Source organism: Lysobacter capsici, assembly GCF_014779555.2.
GTDB classification, from domain to species: Bacteria; Pseudomonadota; Gammaproteobacteria; order Xanthomonadales; family Xanthomonadaceae; genus Lysobacter; species Lysobacter capsici.
On sequence record NZ_CP094357.1, the window covers coordinates 1,749,886 to 1,770,523 of the forward strand.

26 protein-coding genes and 1 tRNA gene are annotated in these 20,638 nt (G+C 66.4%); 12 read left to right on the forward strand and 15 right to left on the reverse strand.

Annotated elements, in window-relative coordinates; translation table 11 throughout:
- The first annotated feature begins 76 nt into the window (after positions 1 to 76).
- The 3 genes from IEQ11_RS07120 to IEQ11_RS07130 all read left to right on the forward strand — a co-directional run bounded on the left by IEQ11_RS07120 (position 77) and on the right by IEQ11_RS07130 (position 2,387).
- The gene (locus tag IEQ11_RS07120; RefSeq protein ID WP_228464974.1) at positions 77 to 736 is read left to right on the forward strand and encodes a cytochrome c1; all 660 of its coding nucleotides are present in this window, start codon (positions 77 to 79) and stop codon (positions 734 to 736) included.
- Positions 737 to 910: 174 nt separating this feature from the next.
- Complete coding sequence (locus tag IEQ11_RS07125; RefSeq protein WP_036102142.1) at positions 911 to 1,546, forward strand: glutathione S-transferase N-terminal domain-containing protein; 636 nt, start codon at positions 911 to 913, stop codon at positions 1,544 to 1,546.
- A gap of 343 nt (positions 1,547 to 1,889) precedes the next feature.
- A complete protein-coding gene (locus IEQ11_RS07130; RefSeq protein ID WP_036101880.1) occupies positions 1,890 to 2,387 on the forward strand; it encodes a ClpXP protease specificity-enhancing factor in 498 nt (165 codons plus the stop codon).
- Positions 2,388 to 2,658: 271 nt separating this feature from the next.
- On the opposite strand, the gene IEQ11_RS07135 is transcribed toward IEQ11_RS07130, so the two are convergent.
- Genes IEQ11_RS07135 through IEQ11_RS07145 form a run of 3 tightly spaced genes read right to left on the reverse strand, consistent with a single transcriptional unit; the run spans position 2,659 to position 4,168 of the window.
- Positions 2,659 to 2,982: a DUF3301 domain-containing protein gene (locus tag IEQ11_RS07135; protein WP_036101881.1), complete on the reverse strand. Its 324-nt coding sequence runs from the start codon at positions 2,980 to 2,982 to the stop codon at positions 2,659 to 2,661.
- Positions 2,983 to 3,023: 41 nt separating this feature from the next.
- Positions 3,024 to 3,902, reverse strand: a complete 879-nt coding sequence (nadC, locus tag IEQ11_RS07140) for a carboxylating nicotinate-nucleotide diphosphorylase (protein ID WP_191823274.1) — start codon at positions 3,900 to 3,902, stop codon at positions 3,024 to 3,026.
- Positions 3,899 to 4,168 (reverse strand): Trm112 family protein, encoded by a 270-nt coding sequence (locus tag IEQ11_RS07145; protein ID WP_036101886.1) that lies wholly within the window; start codon positions 4,166 to 4,168, stop codon positions 3,899 to 3,901. The genes nadC and IEQ11_RS07145 overlap by 4 nt, the downstream gene beginning before the upstream one ends.
- A 64-nt stretch (positions 4,169 to 4,232) precedes the next feature.
- Between IEQ11_RS07145 and purE the strand changes: the two genes are divergently transcribed.
- The 3 genes from purE to IEQ11_RS07160 all read left to right on the forward strand — a co-directional run bounded on the left by purE (position 4,233) and on the right by IEQ11_RS07160 (position 6,480).
- Positions 4,233 to 4,769, forward strand: coding sequence for a 5-(carboxyamino)imidazole ribonucleotide mutase (gene purE / locus IEQ11_RS07150; RefSeq protein WP_046655987.1), 537 nt, complete (start codon positions 4,233 to 4,235; stop codon positions 4,767 to 4,769).
- A complete protein-coding gene (locus tag IEQ11_RS07155) occupies positions 4,766 to 5,905 on the forward strand; it encodes a 5-(carboxyamino)imidazole ribonucleotide synthase (protein WP_191823273.1) in 1,140 nt (379 codons plus the stop codon). Before purE ends, IEQ11_RS07155 begins: the two co-directional genes overlap by 4 nt.
- 107 nt (positions 5,906 to 6,012) lie before the next feature.
- Positions 6,013 to 6,480: a hypothetical protein gene (locus tag IEQ11_RS07160; protein ID WP_191823272.1), complete on the forward strand. Its 468-nt coding sequence runs from the start codon at positions 6,013 to 6,015 to the stop codon at positions 6,478 to 6,480.
- Positions 6,481 to 6,538: 58 nt separating this feature from the next.
- On the opposite strand, the gene IEQ11_RS07165 is transcribed toward IEQ11_RS07160, so the two are convergent.
- Positions 6,539 to 7,066, reverse strand: coding sequence for a CcdC protein domain-containing protein (locus tag IEQ11_RS07165; protein ID WP_191823271.1), 528 nt, complete (start codon positions 7,064 to 7,066; stop codon positions 6,539 to 6,541).
- Positions 7,067 to 7,373: 307 nt separating this feature from the next.
- Complete coding sequence (locus tag IEQ11_RS07170) at positions 7,374 to 7,952, reverse strand: superoxide dismutase (protein WP_036101893.1); 579 nt, start codon at positions 7,950 to 7,952, stop codon at positions 7,374 to 7,376.
- Positions 7,953 to 8,144: 192 nt separating this feature from the next.
- Between IEQ11_RS07170 and grxD the strand changes: the two genes are divergently transcribed.
- From grxD to IEQ11_RS07200, 6 genes are all read left to right on the forward strand, one after another.
- Positions 8,145 to 8,465, forward strand: a complete 321-nt coding sequence (gene grxD / locus IEQ11_RS07175) for a Grx4 family monothiol glutaredoxin (RefSeq protein ID WP_036101896.1) — start codon at positions 8,145 to 8,147, stop codon at positions 8,463 to 8,465.
- Positions 8,462 to 9,220, forward strand: a complete 759-nt coding sequence (locus IEQ11_RS07180) for an SDR family NAD(P)-dependent oxidoreductase (RefSeq protein ID WP_247024752.1) — start codon at positions 8,462 to 8,464, stop codon at positions 9,218 to 9,220. Before grxD ends, IEQ11_RS07180 begins: the two co-directional genes overlap by 4 nt.
- A gap of 13 nt (positions 9,221 to 9,233) precedes the next feature.
- Positions 9,234 to 9,827, forward strand: coding sequence for a MarC family protein (locus tag IEQ11_RS07185; RefSeq protein ID WP_036101900.1), 594 nt, complete (start codon positions 9,234 to 9,236; stop codon positions 9,825 to 9,827).
- Positions 9,828 to 10,283: 456 nt separating this feature from the next.
- Positions 10,284 to 13,595, forward strand: coding sequence for a TonB-dependent receptor (locus IEQ11_RS07190; protein ID WP_191823270.1), 3,312 nt, complete (start codon positions 10,284 to 10,286; stop codon positions 13,593 to 13,595).
- A 202-nt stretch (positions 13,596 to 13,797) separates the two neighbouring features.
- Positions 13,798 to 15,180, forward strand: coding sequence for a nucleotide 5'-monophosphate nucleosidase PpnN (ppnN, locus tag IEQ11_RS07195; RefSeq protein WP_046655992.1), 1,383 nt, complete (start codon positions 13,798 to 13,800; stop codon positions 15,178 to 15,180).
- A gap of 88 nt (positions 15,181 to 15,268) precedes the next feature.
- A tRNA-Asn gene (locus IEQ11_RS07200) sits at positions 15,269 to 15,345 on the forward strand.
- Between the two features lie 68 nt (positions 15,346 to 15,413).
- On the opposite strand, the gene IEQ11_RS07205 is transcribed toward IEQ11_RS07200, so the two are convergent.
- From IEQ11_RS07205 to IEQ11_RS07250, 10 genes are read right to left on the reverse strand one after another with little or no spacing between them, the layout of a single operon-like run.
- Positions 15,414 to 16,409 carry a tyrosine-type recombinase/integrase gene (locus IEQ11_RS07205; protein ID WP_191821344.1) on the reverse strand — a complete coding sequence of 332 codons (996 nt, stop codon included), beginning with the start codon at positions 16,407 to 16,409 and terminating at the stop codon, positions 15,414 to 15,416.
- Positions 16,409 to 16,651: a DUF4224 domain-containing protein gene (locus IEQ11_RS07210; protein ID WP_191821345.1), complete on the reverse strand. Its 243-nt coding sequence runs from the start codon at positions 16,649 to 16,651 to the stop codon at positions 16,409 to 16,411. Before IEQ11_RS07210 ends, IEQ11_RS07205 begins: the two co-directional genes overlap by 1 nt.
- Positions 16,648 to 16,920, reverse strand: coding sequence for a hypothetical protein (locus tag IEQ11_RS07215; protein ID WP_191821346.1), 273 nt, complete (start codon positions 16,918 to 16,920; stop codon positions 16,648 to 16,650). Before IEQ11_RS07215 ends, IEQ11_RS07210 begins: the two co-directional genes overlap by 4 nt.
- Positions 16,917 to 17,252, reverse strand: coding sequence for a hypothetical protein (locus IEQ11_RS07220; protein WP_191821347.1), 336 nt, complete (start codon positions 17,250 to 17,252; stop codon positions 16,917 to 16,919). The genes IEQ11_RS07215 and IEQ11_RS07220 overlap by 4 nt, the downstream gene beginning before the upstream one ends.
- Positions 17,245 to 19,038 (reverse strand): DNA cytosine methyltransferase, encoded by a 1,794-nt coding sequence (locus IEQ11_RS07225; RefSeq protein ID WP_194735088.1) that lies wholly within the window; start codon positions 19,036 to 19,038, stop codon positions 17,245 to 17,247. The genes IEQ11_RS07220 and IEQ11_RS07225 overlap by 8 nt, the downstream gene beginning before the upstream one ends.
- The gene (locus IEQ11_RS07230) at positions 19,035 to 19,328 is read right to left on the reverse strand and encodes a hypothetical protein (protein ID WP_191821348.1); all 294 of its coding nucleotides are present in this window, start codon (positions 19,326 to 19,328) and stop codon (positions 19,035 to 19,037) included. The genes IEQ11_RS07225 and IEQ11_RS07230 overlap by 4 nt, the downstream gene beginning before the upstream one ends.
- A 49-nt stretch (positions 19,329 to 19,377) precedes the next feature.
- Positions 19,378 to 19,653, reverse strand: coding sequence for a hypothetical protein (locus tag IEQ11_RS07235; RefSeq protein ID WP_191821349.1), 276 nt, complete (start codon positions 19,651 to 19,653; stop codon positions 19,378 to 19,380).
- Entirely contained in the window at positions 19,643 to 20,029 is a 387-nt protein-coding gene (locus IEQ11_RS07240; protein ID WP_191821350.1) for a DUF7673 family protein, read from the reverse strand. The genes IEQ11_RS07235 and IEQ11_RS07240 overlap by 11 nt, the downstream gene beginning before the upstream one ends.
- The gene (locus IEQ11_RS07245; protein WP_191821453.1) at positions 20,026 to 20,208 is read right to left on the reverse strand and encodes a hypothetical protein; all 183 of its coding nucleotides are present in this window, start codon (positions 20,206 to 20,208) and stop codon (positions 20,026 to 20,028) included. Before IEQ11_RS07245 ends, IEQ11_RS07240 begins: the two co-directional genes overlap by 4 nt.
- Complete coding sequence (locus tag IEQ11_RS07250; RefSeq protein ID WP_191821351.1) at positions 20,201 to 20,614, reverse strand: hypothetical protein; 414 nt, start codon at positions 20,612 to 20,614, stop codon at positions 20,201 to 20,203. Before IEQ11_RS07250 ends, IEQ11_RS07245 begins: the two co-directional genes overlap by 8 nt.
- Between the last annotated feature and the right edge of the window lie 24 nt (positions 20,615 to 20,638).

The window sequence follows — 20,638 nt, forward strand, 5'->3', positions numbered from 1 at the left end:
CGTGAAGAAGCTCGCCACCTTCGTCGCCGGACTGCTCGTGTCGGCCACCGCCTTCGCTTCCGGCGGCGGCAACCTGATGCAGTCGGAGACCGACCTGAGCAACCGCGCCTCGCTGCAGCGCGGCGCGCAGCTGTACATGAACTACTGCTCGGGCTGCCACTCGCTCAAGTACCTGCGCTATTCGCGCATGGCCGAGGACCTGGGGCTGACCGAAGAAGAGGTGATGAACAACCTCAACTTCACCGGCGCCAAGTTCGGCGAGCAGGTTCAGGTCAACATGACCGCCGAGCACGCCAGCCAGTGGTTCGGCAAGATGCCGCCGGACCTGAGCGTGATCGCGCGCGTGCGCGGCAGCGACTGGATCTACACCTACCTCAACGAGTTCTATCTCGACGAGACCCGTCCGCTGGGCTGGAACAACAAGCTGTTCCCGAACGCCTCGATGCCCAATCCGCTGTGGGAGCTGCAGGGCCTGCAGCACGCGGAATACGGCGAGCTCGACAAGGCCACGGGCGAACGCCCGGTCCATGCGCTCAAGGTGACCCAGCCCGGCAAGCTCGACGCCGAAGGCTTCAAGACGGCCACGCGCGACATCACCACATTCCTCGAGTACGCCGGCGAACCGGCCGCCCTGAAGCGCCAGAGTCTCGGCGTTTGGGTGATCCTGTTCCTGGCGTTGTTCACCTTCATCGCGTATCTGTTGAAGACCGAGTACTGGCGCGACGTGGAGCACTGACGTCGTTCGACTGGAAAACCCACGCCACAAGCGTGGGTTTTCCGCTAGGGTGTCGGCTCCACCGAGTCGACAACCTTGGCAAAGTCCAATGCAGGCTCGAGGCCGTGATGACCTTCCACAGCGGGTGGGGGGCGTCTTGCGACTGGCGGATTCCGGTCGTTGGAGAGGTCGATGATGGCGGCGAGCCCCCGTATGCGTAATGCACTGACTCTGTTTTCGTCCACCGATTGCGTGCTGTGTCATCGCGTCCGGCTGGTGCTGGCGGCCAAGGGCGTCACCTACGACCTGATCCCGGTCGACCCGCAGAACCCGCCCGAAGACCTGGTCGACCTCAATCCCTATCACTCGGTGCCGACCCTGGTCGAGCGCGATCTGGTGCTGTACGCGGCCAGCGTGGTCTGCGAATACCTGGACGAGCGCTACCCGCATCCGCCGCTGATGCCGGTCGATCCGCTGTCGCGCGCGCGTCTGCGCCTGGCGATGCTGCGGCTGGAACACGACTGGGTGCCGCAGGTGCAGGCCATCCAGATGGGCAACAAGGCCCAGGCCGAGGCCGCGCGCAAGCGGCTCAAGGAACTGCTGACCGCCTCGGTGCCGCTGTTCAAGGCCAGCAAGTTCTTCCTGAATCCGGAAATGAGCCTGGCCGACTGCGCCATGGCGCCGATCATCTGGCGCCTGCCGTCGCTGGACGTGCCGCTGCCGAAGGACGGCAAGGCGATCGAGGACTACGGCAACCGGATCTTCCGCAACCCCGGTTTCACCCGCAGCCTGACCGAGCAGGAGCGCAAGCTGCGCGATTTGCCGGGTTAAGGCCGGGATTGGGGATTCGGGATTCGAGATTGGGGAAGCGAGAGGCGGGAAGCGGGTTCGTGGGGCGCAGATCGTCTGGGCTGAACTTCACCCGATGTCTTGCGTTCCGATCGCGCTGAAGCGTCGCCGTTCCCGGGCCCGAAAGCGTCTGAAATCCTTCCTGTAACCATCACGAAGGATCGGCCGCGCGGGCAGGGCGGGCATGGCCTGGTTGCCGCCGGACTCGTCACCGCGTGCAGCCGGCTCGCGATCCGTCGCTGGCGGGCGTTCGTCGACGATGGCGGCGCCGCGTGAATGCGCTGCTGGCCGCCTGCCGGCCGGTGCTTTAGCTTAAAATGCGTATATGACCGAAAGCAGCACGCCGATGACCAGCCACCGCCCCTATCTGTTGCGGGCACTGTACGAATGGATCGCCGACAACGGCATGACCCCGCACCTGCTGGTCGACGCCACGCGCCCGGCGGTGCAGGTGCCGGCGCATGCGGTCAAGGACGGCAAGATCGTCCTCAACGTCGCCGCGCGCGCGGTCTCGCACCTGGAAATGGGCAACGACCTGATCCGCTTCAGCGCCCGCTTCGGCGGCGTCAGCCATGCGGTCTCGGTGCCGGTTGGCGCGGTGCTGGCGATCTATGCGCGCGAAACCGGGCAGGGCATGGCCTTGCCGGAAGACAGCAGCCTGGAAGAGTCGGCGCTGGACGAAGGGCAGGACGAAGCCGAGGCGGGTTCGCCGCCGGTGCTGAGCGCGGTGCCGAACGATCCGGCGCCCGAGGGCGACGACGACGGCCCGCAGCCGCCTTCGCCTTCGCCGCGTCGCGGCGGGCATTTGCGGATCGTCAAGTAGGCCTCGCGATTTCCTTGTCTTTCTAGCGGTGAGCGAAGGAAGTGCGGAATCGGGAAGGCGGTCCCGTGCTGGTTCTGCGTAGGGGGAGTGGCGATGCGAACTGATTTGTTTCGCTCGATCGATACCACGCGCCCTCACCCCGGCCCTCTCCCGCACGCGGGAGAGGGAGACGGAGAAAGATGGAGATACGAGGTAGGCGAGTCGCCGCCGCTTTCCCTTCTCCCGCTTGCGGGAGAAGGTGCCCGAAGGGCGGATGAGGGCAAGCGAGCGCCTAGTGCAACTGCGACGGCTCGCGCGCAATCGGCCCGCTGAACGCGATCAGCCGCTCCCCGCGCAGCACCAGCCGGCCGACATGCCGGTCTTCGCCGTCGATCGAATAGTCGAAGCGGAACGTGCGCTCGAACCCGAGCCAGCCGCTCTCGCGCCGGATCACTTTCAGCCCGATCGCATGCACGCTCTGATCGAGCCACTGCACCCCGGCCGCGCGGCAGGCGTCGCGGCCGACCGCTTCGGCGCGCTCGGCGGCGGCGCGGCCCGCGCTCCAGAACGAGAACGCGGCGGCGCCGAATATCATCAGGAAGATCAGGCTGGGCATGGCGAATGTCTGGCGGCGGCGAGGGGCAAAGCCAAGGGGCTTCAGCCCGGCGGCGGACCGAGTTTCAACGAAAGATCGATCGCCCGCACATGTTTGGTCAGGCCGCCGATCGAAATGCAGTCGACCCCGTCCTGGGCGATGGCGCGCAGCCCGGCCAGATCCACGCCGCCGGAGACTTCCAGCGGAATGCGACCGTCGAACGGCGCGGCGCGCGCGATCCGCACCGCCTCGCGCCGAGTCGGCGCATCGAAATCGTCGATCAGGATGCGATCGCAGCCCTCGGTCAATGCTTCGCGCAGCTGATCCAGCGATTCGACTTCGACGATCAGCGGCAGCTGCGGATGCTTCGCGCGCGCGCCGCGGATCGCCGCGGTCAGCGAGCCGGCCGCGCGTACGTGGTTTTCCTTGAGCATCACCGCGTCATACAGACCGATGCGATGGTTGACCCCGCCGCCGACCCGGACCGCGTACTTCTGCGCCAGGCGCAGGCCGGGCAGGGTCTTGCGGGTATCGAGAATGCGGGTGCCGGTGCCTTCGACGGCCGCGACATGCGCCGCGGTGGTCGTGGCGGTGCCCGACAGGGTCTGCAGGAAATTCAGCGAAGCGCGTTCGGCGCTGACCAGGGCGCGCGAGCGGCCCTGCAAGGTCGCCAGCACCGTGCCCTTGGCGACGCGGTCGCCTTCGGCGACCCGCCAGTCGATCTGAACGTTCGGATCGAGCGCGCGATGGCAGGCGTCGAACCACGGCCGCCCGCACACCACCGCGTCTTCCTTGCACAACAGGTAGGCGATGTCGGCCGAATCGGGCAGCAGGTCGGCGGTGACGTCGCCGCCGCCGAGGTCTTCGGCCAGCGCGTCGGCCACGTCGGCCTCGATTTCGGCCGAGGGCGGCGGGGTCAGGTCGCGGACGGGCGCGCTCATGCGCTCGGGAAGTCGCTGACTTGGGCGGTGGCGATGGCGTTTTCCGAATCCAGCAGCGGAATGCCGTCGTCGACGATGTAGACGATCTTGCGGTCGCGGGTGATCAACGCTTCGCGCAGCGCCTCGGATTGGGCCTCGCCGCCGCCGCGGACCAGGCCGCCGGCGGCGATCGCGGCGTTGAGCGCCTGCAGGCCGCGGCTTTCCAGCGGGAACAGCGGTTGGCGGGTGGTGGGGCAGACGAGCAGGTCGAGCAGTTTGCGATCCATACGGTGCGGTGCCGGTACGACGGGACAGGGCGTTAGAATACGTCTTTGCGCCAAGGCACGCCCCATGTCCCCAGCCCAGTCTTCCGCTTCTTCGTCCGGTTCCTCGTCCAACGCGCCGCCGCTGGTCGGCATCGTCATGGGCTCGCGCTCGGACTGGGAAACCATGCAGCACGCCGCGGCCAAGCTCGAGGCGCTGGGCGTGCCGCACGAAGTCCGGGTGGTCTCGGCGCATCGCACCCCGGATGTGTTGTTCGAATATGCCGACACGGCGGCCGCGCGCGGCCTGCGCGCGATCATCGCCGGCGCCGGCGGCGCGGCGCATCTGCCGGGCATGCTCGCGGCCAAGACCGCGGTGCCGGTGCTCGGCGTGCCGGTGCAGTCCAAGGCGCTCAACGGCATGGACTCGCTGCTGTCGATCGTGCAGATGCCGGCCGGCATCCCGGTCGCGACCTTCGCCATCGGCAATGCCGGCGCGGCCAACGCGGCGCTGTTCGCCGCGGCGCTGCTGGCCTGGGAACACCCCGCGATCGGCGCGGCGCTGAGCGCGTTCCGCGCGCGCCAGACCGACGATGTGCTCGCCCACGACGACCCGCGCCAATGACCACCGTCGGCATTCTCGGAGGCGGGCAGCTGGCCCGCATGCTCGCGCTTTCCGGCGCGCCGCTCGGCTTGCGTTTCCTGGTGCTCGACAGCGCGCAAGATGCCTGCGCGGGGCAGTTCGCGCCGATGGTGGTCGGCGATTACACCGATCAGGCCGCGCTGGATCAGTTCGCCTCGAACATCGACGTGGCTACCTTCGATTTCGAAAACGTGCCGGCCGAGTCCGCGCACTGGCTGGCCGAACGCCGGCCGGTGTTCCCGAGCCCGCGCGCGCTGGCGGTGGCGCAGGATCGCCTGGCCGAGAAGACCCTGTTCCTCGACCTGGGCATCCCGGTGCCGGATTTCGCCGCGATCGGCACGCGCGAATCGCTCGACGCGGCGCTGATCAAGATCGGCACGCCGTGCATCCTCAAGACCCGCCGCCTGGGTTACGACGGCAAGGGCCAGTTCCGGATCAAGACTCCGGCCGACGCCGACGCGGCCTGGGCCGCGCTCGGTCCGCAGGCCGACAAGGTCGGTCTGATACTGGAAGGTTTCGTCGCCTTCGAACGCGAGCTGTCGGTGGTCGCCGTGCGCGGCCGCGACGGCGAATTCCGCGCCTGGCCGATCACCGAGAACTGGCATGTCGACGGCGTGCTGTCGGCGAGTCTGGCGCCGGCGCGCGTCGACGACGCGCTCAGCGCCACCGCGATCGGCTACGCGAGCAAACTCGCCGAAGCGCTGGGCTACGTCGGCGTGTTCGCGCTGGAACTGTTCTGCCGCGACGGCGTGCTGCTGGCCAACGAACTCGCGCCGCGCGTGCACAACTCCGGTCATTGGACGATCGAAGGCAGCGAGACTTCGCAGTTCCAGAACCATCTGCGCGCCGTGCTCGGCCTGCCGCTGGGCGACACCCGCGTGCTCGGTCAGGCCTGCATGCTCAACTGGATCGGCGAGATGCCCGATGCGAACGCGGTGCTGAGCGAGGCCGGCGGGCATTGGCACGATTACGGCAAGCAGCCGCGCGAAGGACGCAAGGTCGGGCATGCGACCTTGCGCGCGGATTCGACGCGCGAACTCGCTGATGCGCTGCAACGCGTCGGCGATTGGCTCGATCGCCGGGAACAGGTCGCGCCGGTCATCGCACGGCTGGGATGACGGCCGCGGCTTGGTTTCATCGCCCGCCGCGCAGGCCGTGGTGGCTGGCGAAATACGGGGCGGCGTTGTTCGCGACCCTGCTGATCGGCGGCATCGGCGTGTTGTTCGTGTACGACACGCCGATGAATGCCGGTTATCACCAGGCTTTCGCTTGGCTGTGGGCGCCGTGTCTGCTCGTCGTGGCGGTATTCACCGCCCGCTACTGGGCGTGGTTGCGCTCGGGCCGGCCGGGTTGGAGAGGCCCGCTGCTGGCCGTCGTCATGTGGCCGATGTTGATGCTGGCATCGGCGCCGTATGTGTTGCTGATCAATTCGTTCGCCGACCACGGCTGGGCGGTCTATCGCGGGCCGGTGATCGACAAACACATCACCGGCGGGAGGTCGCGCGCGTCGGTCGTGACGGTTCGCGATACCGGCGGACGCGGCGAACTGTCGGTCGCGCTGGCGCCGGCGGATTACGAGCGCGCCCGCATCGGCCAGATCATGCAGTGCCGCTATCGCATCGGCGTGTTGCGGATCCCATTTCGCTGGCGCCGAGCCGATTCCGGCCCGGTCTGCGCGCGGATGGACTCGTGAACGCCCGGCCGAGACGCGGGTCGGCATCGGTGGATCGCCATGTTTGCGCAGCCCAGCCTCAAGGGTGGGTCTGATCCACCGCTTGCGGCTCGGACGCCTGCGCTGAGGCGAGCTTGCGCATCTGCAACATCAAACCGATCAGATACACCAGCGAATACACGATCAGCACCGCGGCCAGGCCGAGCGTCAGCGCGCTCGGCGCCGCTTGCGTCGCCGCCAGCCCGTCGTGGGTCCAGCGCCAGGCCAACCGACCGACCAGCAGCACGGTCAGCGCGCCGCCGATCCAGGGATTGGGCGTGTAGACGCGGCGGCCGTCGCGCATGGCGACGTGGGTGTGCTTGAGCGCGAGCAGGCCGACGCCGACGCCGAGCACCGCGCCGACGGCCATCGCCGGCGCGAGCTGCGGCTGCACCACCGCCAGGACGATCAGCATGCAGGCGACCAGCGCCAGAATTCCGAGCCGGATGCCGCTGCGCACCGGCCGCCAGGGCTGCACGCCGAAGGTGCGGCGGATGCGGCGGTAGACCATCAGCGCCGACAGCGCCGGGACCCAGTAAGGAGCGGTGGAAGCGAATGCCGAGGCCATGAGCGAGGTTAAAGCTGCCAGAGTGCGAGCGAGCTTGAGCGCGACGGGCCAAGGCCGCAAGTGCGTTCCTGCATTGCCCCGCGGCCCGAATGCCCACGCATCTTCGATCGCCCCCTGTAGGAGCGGCGCGAGCCGCGACCGCAGGGCTGCCGGTTGCGTCGCAGGCCGGAGGCGGGCGTCGTTATCGAGGGTTCGTGGTCGCGGCTCGCGCCGCTCCTACAGGGAGCTCATGAAGCCGAATCGGCAAGCCCAAAACAAAACGGCCGGGTTGCCCCGGCCGTTTCGGTATCGCGATGACGCCGTTGGCTTACTTCAGGTTCGCGGCCACGAAGTCCCAGTTGACCAGGTTCCAGAACGCCTCGACATACTTCGGACGCGCGTTGCGGTAGTCGATGTAGTAGGCGTGTTCCCACACGTCGCAGGTCAGCAGCGCGGTGTCTTCGCCGGTCAGCGGAGTGGCCGCGTTCGGGGTGCTGACCAGGGCCAGCGAGCCGTCCGGACGCTGCACCAGCCAGCCCCAGCCCGAGCCGAAGGTGCCCACCGCGGTCTTGGTGAACTCTTCCTTGAACTTGGCGAAGTCGCCGAAGGCCTTGTTGATCAGTTCGGCCAGCTTGCCGGTCGGCTCGCCGCCGCCCTTGGGCGACAGGCAGTTCCAGTAGAAGGTGTGGTTCCAGATCTGCGCGGCGTTGTTGAACATGCCGCCCTGGGACTTCTTGATGATCTCTTCCAGCGACAGCGAGGCGAACTCGGTGCCTTCGATCATCTTGTTGAGATTGTCGACGTAGGCCTTGTGGTGCTTGCCGTAGTGGTAGTCGATGGTCTCGCCGGAGATGGTGGGTTCGAGCGCGGTGCGGTCGTAGGGCAGGGCAGGCAATTCGATGGCCATTGGCGGGCTCCTAGGTTCGAGAGGGGGCTGGCTAGCGGAGGGGCGCCGCGGCCGCTGTTCCGCCGCCGGGACGATGGGGTTCCGGGGCCGACGCGTCGGCGACGCCATGAAGGCTTACAATTCATATTCTATCCCCACGTTTCGTTGCCTAACCGTCAAGGTCGGCAACAAACCCCGTCAGGAGCAGCACCCATGTCCGTTATGGAACGGATCCAGGCCGAAGTCGAAGCCCATCCGATCGTCCTTTTCATGAAGGGCACCGCGCAGTTCCCGATGTGCGGCTTCTCCAGCCGCGCGGTGCAGGCGCTCAAGTCCGCCGGCGCGACCAAGCTGCACACGGTCAACGTGCTCGAAGACGCCGAAGTGCGCGCCAATCTGCCGCGTTACTCCAATTGGCCGACCTTCCCGCAGTTGTTCATCCACGGCGAGCTGATCGGCGGTTGCGACATCACTCTCGAACTATTCGAGTCCGGCGAACTGGCGCGCATGATCAGCGAGACCCAGACGCAGTGAGTTCGACCGCCGCCAACGCCGCGGGCGATGCCCGCGCGGCGCAAGCCCTGGAAGGGCGGGTGGTGCTCGTCACCGGTGCCAACGGCGGGCTGGGCTCGGCCGCGGCCGGCGCCTGCGCGGATGCGGGCGCGACGGTGGTGCTGCTCGGCCGCAAGCTGCCCAAGTTGAACAAGGTCTACGACGCGGTGGCCAAGCGCGGTCCCGAGCCGCTGCTGTACCCGCTCGACCTGGAAGGCGCGCAGCCCGACGACTACGCCGAAATGGCCGCGCGCATCGACAGCGAGCTGGGCCGGCTCGACGGCGTGCTGCACTGCGCCGCCGATTTCCCCGGGCTGACCCCGCTGGCGCAGACCGACCCGGCCGCGTTCGCGCGCGCCGTCCACGTCAACCTGACCGCGCCGTGGTGGCTGTCGCAGGCCTGCCTGCCGTTGCTGGCCAAGGCGCCCGATGCGGCGCTGGTGTTCGCGCTGGACGACCCGCAACGGGTCGGTCAGGCCTACTGGGGCGGCTATGGCGCCGCCCAGCACGCGCTCGCCGCGCTGGTCGGCATGCTGCATGCCGAACTGCTCAATTCCAGCATCCGCGTGGCCGGACTGCGGCCGGGCCCGATGCGCACCCCGCTGCGTTCGCGCGCCTATGTGGAAGACAGCGACCGCGCCGCGCGCGATCCGTCCGCATACGCGCAGGCTTGCGTGAATCTGCTGTCGGCCGACGGCGCGGTGCATCGCGGCCAGGTCTGGTCGCCGGTTCCGTGACGGCCGCGCCGCCATGACCATCGCTTCGGCGGCGCTGCTGCTGTTCATCATTCTCGACCCGCTCGGGAACATCCCGGTGTTCCTGAGCCTGCTGCGCGGGCTGCCGCCCAAGCGCCAGCGCATCGTGCTCGCGCGCGAACTATTGATAGCGCTCGGCGTGTTGATGCTGTTCCTGTGGGGCGGCAAGTACGCTCTGGAGCTGATGCACCTGCGTCAGGAATCGGTCTCGATCGCCGGCGGCATCGTGCTGTTCCTGATCGGCATCCGCATGATCTTCCCGCCGCCGGAAGGGCTGATGGGCGAGATCCCCGACGGCGAGCCCTTCATCGTGCCGATGGCGATCCCGCTGGTCGCCGGCCCCTCGGGCATGGCCGCGGTGATGCTGATGGGCAGCAACGACCCCGCGCGCCTGGGCGACTGGAGCCTGGCGCTGATGATCGCCTGGGGCGCGACCGCGGCGATCCTGTTCTCGGCGACTTTGCTGTACAAGCTGCTCGGCCGCCGCGCCCTGATCGCGATCGAGCGCCTGATGGGCATGCTGCTGGTGGCGATTTCGGTGCAGATGATCCTGGACGGGTTCGCGGCGTTTTTGCCGGGGCCGCCGTAAGGCGGCGGCCCGGGAATCGGGAATTGGGAGTCGGGAATCGTAAGAGCAACAACCGAAGGCCCGCCGCAAGGTGGGCCTTGTTTCATTTGCCAGGCCGAAGGCTCAGGCTTTCATACGATTCCCGATTCCCGATTCCCGATTCCCGATTCCCGATTCCCGATTCCCGTGCGGCGCCCCATACGCCCCAGCACGCAACCAGGCACCCCAAGGGCGCCCGCTTATACAACTTTGCCGTGCGTGCCGGTTCAGTTGTGGCCGCCATCACCGTGTGACAAGGCTTGATGCCGGTCACGTCTCTGTCACACAGCGTCCCTAGCCTGTTAAACTGCTGTTAACCCGGCGGGCCACTGGTCGCGCGGGTAGGGGCTAGCCAAATCCAAATCTCGTGCAAGGCTGCGGCGCGAAGCTGCGCCTGCCGATAATCCGCCACGCATTTCACGTCCTGAGGCCACCGTAATGACCCATCCGAACCGCGTCCGCATGTCCAAGCTCACGCTTGGTCTGCTCGCCGTACTCGCCACCGCACCTGTGTTCGCGCAGTCCACCTCCGCTGGCGTCGCCGGTCGCATCACCAGCGCCGACGGCCAGCCGGTTGCCGGCGCCGTGGTGACGATTACCCACTCCGAGTCGGGCACGGTCAGCCGCGCTACCACCGGCGACGACGGCCGCTACAACGCGCGCGGTCTGCGCGTCGGCGGTCCTTACACGATCACCATCAGCAAGGACGGCGGCGGCACCGCCACTCAGGATGGCGTGTACCTCAGCCTCGACCAGGTCGGCAATGTCGACGCGCAGCTCGGCCAGGTCGCCACGCTCGACGCCGTCCAGGCCGTCGCGTCGGCTTCGCTGAAGACCTTCAACGCCGATAACAAGGGTTTGAGCACCAACCTGTCGCGCGTGGAAATGGACCGCATGCCGTCCCCGGACCGTTCGATCCAGAACATCGTCCGCGCCGATCCGCGCATCGTCATCACCGACCGCGACCGCGGCGCGTTCTCGGCCGCCGGCCAGAACTTCCGCTACAACAGCATCACCATCGACACCGTCAACGCCGGCGACCCCTTCGGCCTGAACGACAACGGCCTGCCGACCAAGGGCACGCCGATCTCGCAGGACGCGATCGAGAGCTACAACATCTCGACCGCCAACTTCGACGTCGCCACCCGCCGCGGCGTCGGCGCGTGGGTCAACGCGGTCACCAAGAGCGGTACCAACGACTTCCACGGTTCGGTGTACTACACCTACCAGAATGCCGACGACATGATCGGCAAGAACGAAGCCGACCGTAAGTGGACCGGCTTCACCAAGGACTCGACCATCGGCGCCACCCTCGGCGGCCCGATCATCAAGGACAAGCTGTTCTTCTTCGCCTCGTACGAAGAAAGCACCAAGACCAGCCCGGGCGCGATCTGGGGCCCGCAGGGTTCGGGTTCGACCAATGAAGTCATCGGCCTGAGCCAGGCCCAGGTCGACGCGATCAGCGCGGCCGCCTCCGCCAAGGGTCTGACCCCGGGCAGCTCGTCCTCGGCCAACGCCGACATCGAAGCCAAGCGCGGCCTGATCAAGTTCGACTGGAACATCAACGATTTCCATCGCGCCAGCTTCCGCATCAGCCGCACCGAAGAGCTCGAGCCGATCATCGTCCAAGGCAATACCTCGCGCCTGAACCTGTCGAGCAACTGGTACGTGTTCGACAAGACCAGCACCTCCTACGCGCTGAGCCTGTACGACGACTGGACCGAAAACTTCTCGACCGAAATGTCGATCGGCTACAGCGACTTCAAGCAGACCCGCGGCCCGCTGACCGGCGGCTACCAGCCGGAAGTGACCGTGCGCACCAGCGGCGCCGACACCGGCCCGGCCGTGGTCATGGGCACCGAGTTCTCCAGCCAGGCCAACGATCTGGCGGTGAAGTCCTGGAACGCCTACTTCGCCGGCAGCTGGTTCATCGGCGACCACGTGGTCAAGGCCGGTCTGGACTACCAGAGCGACGAGCTCTACAACCTGTTCCTGCAGAACTACAACGGTTCCTACGAGTTCAACTCGATCGCCGACTTCCAGAACGGCACCTACCGCCGTTACCGCGTCAACGTGCCGGCGCCGGGCTACAGCCTGGGCAACGTCGCGGCCGAGTTCAAGATGAAGCAGTACGGCTTCTTCCTGCAGGACACCTGGCAGGTCAACGACAAGCTGTCGGTCCAGTACGGCGTGCGTTACGACATCCCCAAGATCGATACCGATCCGACCTTCAACCCGTGCTTCGCCGCCGCTCCGGGCACCACCGGCGACCTCGGCCCCTGCGGTCTGCGTCGTAACACCGGCACCGCCAACGTCAACTCGGCGTTCGGCGGCTACGGCTTCAGCAACCAGGGCACGATCGACGGCAACGGCGCGATCCAGCCGCGCTTCTCGTTCAACTATGCCTTCGACACCGAGCGCTTCACCCAGTTGCGCGGCGGCGCGGGTGTGTTCATCTCCAACACCCCGGCGGTGTGGGTGGCGAACCCGTACTCCAACAACGGCGTCGCGGTGGCCAGCTACGACATCAACCGTCGCCGCGTGGCGACCGATCCGGCGTTCAGCTCCGACCCGTACAACCAGAACCTGCCCGGTTCGCTGACCAAGCCGGGCCTGGGCAGCACCCAGATGAACGTGAGCGTGGTCGATCCCGACTTCGACATCCCGAAGGTCGCCAAGTACACCCTCGGCCTGGATCACCAGCTGCCGTGGTGGGACATGGTCGTCAGCGCCGAGTACCAGTACCTCGACACGCTCAAGGGCATCAGCTACCAGAACATCAACCTGGGCGCGCCGACCGGCGTGCTGCCGGACGGCCGTCTGAGCTACGCCCGCTTCCCGAACCAGGCCCCGGGCAGCGCCAACACCACGCGTTGGAATTCCAACCCGTCGTTCGGTCAGCAGATGATCTATCTGACCAACACCGACAAGGGTCATTCCGACAGCTTCACCCTGTCGTTGAAGAAGCCGTTCGCCGACAACTGGAGCGCGATGATCGGCTACACCTTCAGCCGCGCCACCGACGTCAACCCGGGCACGTCCTCGGTCGCCAACTCGAGCTTCCAGAACCGCTCGTGGATCAACCCGAACGACGACTACGAGTCGATCTCGAACTACTCGATCCCGAACCGCATCATCGCGTCGGTGACCTGGGAGAAGGCGTTCTTCGGCGACTACAAGACCAACGTCTCGGCGTTCTACGACGGCCATAGCGGCGCGCCGTACAGCTGGATCTTCGGCAACGACGTCAATGGCGATTCCTACACCCGCGATCTGGCCTACATCCCGGCCGGCCCGAACGACGTGTCGTGGGCGCCCGGCGTGACCGCGGCGATGAAGCAGTCGTTCTTCGAGTACATCGCCCAGAATCCGGACCTGGCCCGTTACCAGGGCGACGTGTTCAAGCGCAACGCGGCGCGCGCGCCGTGGGTCAATCAGCTCGATCTGTCGATCAGCCAGGAAATTCCGGGCTTCATGAAGGAGCACAAGGGCCAGATCCGTCTGGACATCTTCAACGTGCTCAACATGATCGACAAGAGCTGGGGCGTGGAGCGTCGCGCCGACTTCCCGCTGGAGCGTCGCCTCGCCGACGTGCGTGGCGTGGATGCCAACGGCAAGTACATCTACGACATCTCCACCCCGACCTACAACGTCGGCGGCAAGTACACCCCGGCGCGTCTGCCGGTCAACGAAAGCTTCAACCCGTCGCAGCGTTGGTCGCTGCTGCTGACGCTGCGCTACACCTTCTGATCGGCTGAGCCGACGCGAACCAGCGAAACGGCCGGGGCTTCCCCGGCCGTTTTTCTTTTTATGGGGCCATGGGTTTCGCGGCCGGGCAGGGTGGGGCGGCACGGCCGCGGACCGGTACGGCGAGCGCCACGGTCGCCGCAGTCGCATAGCAAACTGCTAGAGTCCTCCCCACTAATCGATGAAGAAAACAGAGAAAAACGCAATGACCGCACCTTCCATTCCGGCCGTCCTGCCGACGGTCAACGCCCGCATCTACCCAAAGGGCGGGCTCGACGTTCTGTCCCGCGACGAGGTCGCGCGCCTGCGCGACGCCTCCACCGGCATGCACGACCTGCTGCGTCGCTGCGCCCTGGCGGTGCTGACCAGCGGCAGCGCCTCCGACGACCCGCGCGCGGCGCGTGAGCTGTATCCCGATTTCGATATCGAAGTGCATCAGCAAGACCGCGGCATGCGCATCGATCTGGTCAAGGCGCCGGCGATGGCCTTCGTCGACGGCGACATTATCCGCGGCGTCGCCGAGCTGCTGTTCGCCGTGGTCCGCGACCTGGCCTACACCGCGATCGAACTGGGCAAGGGCGGCGGCCGCGATCTCGACAGCAGCGACGGCCTGACCGACTCGGTGTTCGGACTGCTGCGCAACGCGCGCATCCTGCATCCGGCCGACCCGAACCTGGTGGTGTGCTGGGGCGGCCATTCGATCTCGCGCGACGAATACATCTACACCAAGCAGGTCGGCTACGAGCTGGGCCTGCGCGGCCTGGACATCTGCACCGGCTGCGGTCCGGGCGCGATGAAGGGCCCGATGAAGGGCGCGACCATCGCCCACGCCAAGCAGCGCAAGCGCAACATGCGCTACATCGGCATCACCGAGCCGGGCATCATCGCCGCCGAATCGCCGAACCCGATCGTCAACCACCTGGTGATCATGCCGGACATCGAGAAGCGCCTGGAGGCCTTCGTCCGCATGGGCCACGGCATCATCGTGTTCCCGGGCGGCGTCGGCACCGCCGAGGAGATCCTGTATCTGCTCGGCATCCTGCTGCGCGAAGAGAACGCCGGCCTGCCGTTCCCGTTGATCCTGACCGGCCCGACCGCGTCGGCGCCGTATTTCGAGCAGATCGACAAATTCATCCGCCTGACCCTGGGCGACGCGGCGACCTCGCGCTACGAGATCATCGTCGGCGACCCCGAGCAGGTCGCCAAGCGCATGAGCCACGGCATCCGCAAGGTCCGCGAATACCGCATCGAGCAGAAGGATTCGTTCTTCTTCAACTGGTCGATCGACATCCCGCTGACCTTCCAGCGCCCGTTCGTCCCGACCCACGAGGCGATGGCCGCGCTGGACCTGCACCACGGCCGCAAGCCGCACGAACTGGCGGCGGATCTGCGTCGTGCGTTCTCGGGCATCGTCGCCGGCAACGTCAAGGAGGACGGCATGCGCCGGATCGAGGAATTCGGCCCGTTCGAGATCCACGGCGACCCGGACATGATGCAGTCGCTGGACGAACTGCTGCGCGCCTTCGTCGAGCAGCGCCGGATGAAGATCGCCGGCGAATACCGCCCGTGCTACCGCGTGGTGACCTGAGCGAAGGCCGCTGAAAAACCGGGGTTTTTCACTTTTTTGCACAAGAGTGTTGACGCCGGTCGACTCAGTAAGCATCATATGCAGCCCCGCCCGAATAGCTCAGCCGGTTAGAGCACTTGACTGTTAATCAGGGGGTCGTTGGTTCGAGTCCAACTTCGGGCGCCAGTATTACCAAGGGCTGCGAGCAATCGCAGCCCTTTTTATTTCGCCCAAATTCTGCTATTCCGCCCAAATTATCGGGCCGGCTGCGCCCGTTTCGGCTTCGCCCGGTAGTGCTTCCGGGTCACCTTGGAGTCCTTGTGCGCGAGCAGATCGGCGGCCTGTTCGTCGGTGTCCTTGTCGCTTCCGGCCTTGCGCCGGAGATCGTTCAGGCGGACGTCCTTGACCGACGTCTTGTCGCGCGCCACGCGCCATAGCGCACGCACGCCGCCGGGGGTATACGGCCCCGGCCCGCGCTTCGCGTGCTTCCCCCTCGGCGCACTCTCGAATAGGTATTCGCGCCCCTTCCGGGTCCATAGCTGGTTGGCCTGAGCCACGCAGGCGCGCAGCTCGTCCGACCATTCGATCAATACCGGTGTGCTGGTCTTCTTCGTGACGGCGTAGATTCCTTCGTCGACGCTGATATCGCTCAATTTTACTTTCACGACGTCGCTTTGCCGCAGACCGGTGAGGTACGAAAAATTGAGCATGCACGACAGCTTCGGCGACGCCGCGTTAAGCAGAACAGCTAACTCGCCGTCATGGATATAACGCTGCCGTGGCTGCTCATCGTTACGGAACTGTAATTTCTTGGTCGGGTCTTCGCCTTTGAACGCGCCGACGCGCCGGGCGTGTGAAAACGCTGCGGACAATAGCGCGCGGTCGCGGTTCGCCTGCACGTCGCCGCGCTCGATCAAATACCGATAAATGTCGCTCGGCTCGACGTCGCTCAGATCAACATGCCCGAAGACCGGAACGAGATTACTCGTGCTGATTTGGTAGCCTTCGAGCGTCGATTTCGTGATCGGCTTTTTTCTCGTCGTCGCCCATTCGATGTAGTGCGCGATGGCCTGCTGCACGGTGCGCACTTCGGGTTTTTGGCCCACGATGGCGGCGTACTTAATCAGAGCTGGGCCGAATTCGCGGCCCAGCTTTACCCACGGCGCGGAACCGCGCACATACCAATATGTTCCGCACCGCAGCCTGATTCCCAGCGGCAAATGCGTGTTCTTTTTGCGGCGCCTTCCCATCAGCCGGCCCTCCTTATTGCGCTCCAGTTTGGCTTGGCGCGAGCGCGCGGGGTCGCCGTCGTGCTACCGCTAGCGAGGAACAGCGCCCGCTCGACAAGCGGGCGCCCATTTGCGCTAGGAACGAACTTGATGTTCATCTGCGCCAGCTTCCTGCACTGAGCCTTGTAGCTCGTCGGCAACAAACCGGTCAGCTCGCCAACCGCGGCTTCAGAAAGCCAAGGCGATTCGTGCTGGCTGCTCATCGCGCATGACCTCCCTTGAAGCGCAGCCCGAGCTGCACAAGGTTGCTCGCCGGCTCTGGCCGTTGCCGCGGCGTGCGGATTCGATGGGCGCGTTTCCACTCCGCTAGCGCATCAGTGAAGTCCGCGTGTTTACGCGTCTGGCTGCAGGCGCATTCGATCAGGTGTCCCCCGCCGGCGCCGGCGCGCCGTGCGTCGAAGATGTGCCGCGCCGCGTGGCCTTGCTTGCACGTCGGAAGAGCTTCGACATGGGTAATCTGGCGTTGGGTCATGGCCTCACCTCCGTTGCGAGTTGGGCGGCAAATAGCGCGGCGGGGGCGCTCGCGTTGCCGAGTTCCTGAATGTCGATTGTTGGGCGCTGCAGCGAATCGATCAGCGCATATGGCCGGGGAATATCCGCGCGGCGAGTCTCGTGTTGCTGGCGCTCGGCGATGTGGCCACGCAGGGCCGTGAGAATTCCGGCCGCGGCAGCGTGGCTGCAGCGGCGTTTGTATTCGTCGTGTCCGGCGGTGTCGGGGCAGTTTGCGAGTTGAAACGCCTGCGCACGCGCTGCCTCAATCTCAATGTCCAACGCCGCCAGCACATTTGGTGTGGGCTTAGACATGGCGGGCTTCTCCGGGCAGCGTTAGGGCAACTGCGACGTCGCGGACCCAGATCGGGGTGGCTCCCAGCGCAAAGGTCTGCCCGGTCCAGGCCAGCAGCAGCGTTCGGCCGATTTCCTCGCCGATCGCCCGCGCCGCCGCCGGCGGAACCGCGTTACCGATGCGCTCGCGCCAAGCCTGGTCGGACAGCCCGTCGAGCTCGAGCTTTTCTTCCGGGTCGACCAGGGACTGCAGGGCCGCAAGCTCAAGCGTGGTGAACGGCCGGTGCCACGTGCCGTCCAGGCTCCGAATCACGCATGTGACGCTCTCCCGCGCGCCAGGAAGGCGCGGGTCAGCAACGGACCACCTGCCGTTGTCGTGGCCGGCGGCGGCGCTCACAGCGCCGCTGGAGCCGTTCCAGCCCACCACGCCGTAGTGCCCATTGGTCAGGTAGGCGTCGCCCTGCTGGCGCTGATTGGCCGGGCGTGGGTCCGCAATAGCGTAGGCGCCGGCATCGTCCCCACCGATCACAGTGCCTGCAGATCCGCCCCACCGCGCAACCGGGTACTTCGACCACAGCTTGCCGGCCGCGCTCGGCCGCGGATCCGCGACACCGCCGCCACCAGCGGGCCGGAAGTCCCCAGTGACGACGCCGGCCGTGCCGGACATACGGACTATGCGGTAAGCGTTCTTGTGCCGCTCGCCGGCGCAGCGCGGATCTGCAACGCTGAAAGTTCCCTGGCCCGGCGACTTCACGCCGATGACCGCGCCTGCTGTATCGGTCATCCGCATTACGCCGTACTGCTGGTACTGCGCGGCGCCCGCGGCAGCGCGAGGATCTGCGATCGAGAATGCGCCATTGCTGGGCAGGCTCTCGCCGGCGACGGCGCCAGTCGATTCCTCCCACCGCCGGACGCCCAGCCAGCCGCCGAAGTGTTCCGGCACGATCAGATAGTCGCGCAGGTGGCCGTCTTCGATCGCCAGCTTGTTCAAGCTGCGCCAATCGCTGCCGGCTTCGACGAACGCGAGTCGCACCCAGGTTTTCCACTGCAGCGCCGGTACGCGATGCATCGGGCCGGCGCGCTCCACGTCGCCGGCGAGTGGCATCCGGTCGAGCACTGAGCCAACGGCCTGCAGCCGGCGCCGCCCGGGCTCGTACAGGAACGGTGGAACCTTGTCGCGGTGGCGCGCCACCAACAAGAAGCGTTTGCGGCTTTGAGCGAGGCCGCCCAGCTCGCCGCAATCGTGCGTGGTTTCGGCGACGACGTAGCCGTAGGCGCGCAGTAGTGCCGTGATCTGGTCCAGCAGATGACGGCCGCGGGTGGCGATGCGCGGCACGTTTTCGAATAGCAGCACTTCGACCGGATCGTCTTTGTACGCCTCCAGCGTCAACATGATCCCGCGCAGCGTCAGCCTGTTGAGCGCCAAATACTTGGGCGTCCGGCTCTTGCTTTCCGGCATCAATCCCGAAAAGCCCTTGCATGGCGCAGACAGGAAAAGCACATGCGGCCGCTGACCGTGGAAGGCCGCGTGGATCTCTGCAGTACCAGCCTCGCGCCAGCCTCGCGGCGGCTCGGCGCCGTGGAAGTCGCGGTACTGGTCGCGGTCGAACAGATCCAGGACGGTGCCGCGCACGCCGGCAATGCGGGTGAAGTCGGCGATTGCAGCAGGATCGCTGTCGATCCCGCCGATACAAACGAATCGGCCGCGCGCAGCGCCGATGTCAGGCCGCGCCTGATTGAATCCTTTGGCGCCGCCAGCGAGACCGCAGAACAGGTGGCCGTGGTTGATGGTGTAGATGGTGCTCAATTTGCACCCCCTGGAAAACGGCGCGCAATCACGGCCTCGGCGTATTCCAAGAAGGGCGCGCGCAGGTCAACGAAGCGAGTGTTGGATCGGCTGATGCCATAGCCGCGGCGAGCGGTGGCGATCGCGCTGCCGAGAAACCGCAGGGTCCAGTCCAGGCTGGCGCGGTCGGAGCTGTTGCAATCCTCCATCCATCGCGCGAGTTCGCGCTCTAGCCGATCAATCTCGGCTGTGGACAGGGTGTCCGCGTGCTTGAGCTCGGCCTGCAGGAGTTTCGCGCGGGTGGCCATCATGCGAGCGCGCTCTCGGCGCCCAGCGCGGCGCGACTCCATGCGCATGAACCTAGTCATGGCCACCTCCCGAACCGATGCAGCGCGATACGTACTCATTCTCGGCGCGGCTGTACGTTTCGTTGCAAAAGCAGCCCATGAATCGCACATCGGCGCCGCAGCAGGCGCTGCGGTGATGATCACGTGCGGCCTCCAGCTTCACTTCGTAGGTGCCGGCGCCCCAGCGCTTGACGGCAATGGGGCCGACTTTGCGTGCATCATCGGCCTTGATCGTGCCGACCTTTTCGCCGTCTTTGTAGACCTCGAAACTACTCAGGTTATCGGCCATCGTCGCCTCCGATTGCCATGCACAGAACAATCCGTGCGGGATCGAGTAGGCGAAGATCAGAGGCTTTGCAGCGACCACGTTTGAAGACGTTGTACTCGTGCGCGAGGTGTTCCAGGCGATCGCCGAAGTCAGACCGGCCGCTCGCGATGTTCAGCCATACGTGCACTTCCATCTGGCAATGAGAGGCATCGCAGCGGATGACATCGATCGCGTGCGCCAGGGTTTCGCTATCCAGCGCCCGCAGCTCGTCGAGCGGAAACGGAAATCGGTTGGAGTTGTAGATCCCGAGCAGCACGCCCGCCGCGACGCGCGCGCCGCTGGTTCCGCGATGTTGCTGGGTCATGTTCCAGAGATAGATCAGCGATGCGATCTTCATGCCGTCACCCCGCGGCGGACAGCCATGACGCGCCGGCGGCGCAAGGTGACGGGGATTTGGCCTACCGCAAGGCCGACGTGGCCGGCGCGGGGCGCGCGCGAGGACCAAAGTCGGGCAGCCAAGGCGCCGCCGGCGGCGGGCGCGATCAGGAGCATCAGGAGCGCGATCAGCTCAAGCACGGCGCACCTCCTTAGCTGCCTCGGCCATCGCGGCGGCGCCGGCCGCGGTGGGCGGCTTCGGCAGCATCTGGGCGACTCGGAAGGGCAGCTCCAGGCTGTCCAGGAACTCCACCAGCTCAATGCCGATTCGGTCCTCGGCGGCGATGAACTCCGGATCACGGGTGCGCCAAGCTCCCGAGGCGTCGAGCGACCACGTGCGGCTGACGGTGCTGTGACCGCCCATGTCGAGGGTGGCGATCACGGCAACGCGATCGCGGTGGATATGAAGCATCACGACGGCTGTGCATTCGCGCGGTCGGTCGGCGCCGTTGAGGTAAATCGCTCCCGTGGTAGCCTCCGCGCCGGGTCCGGTGCTGACCCCCTGCGACTGTGTTGCGGCTGTCGGATCATCCGTCTGCTGTTGCATGGCTAAAGCTCCTAGGCTTCGTGG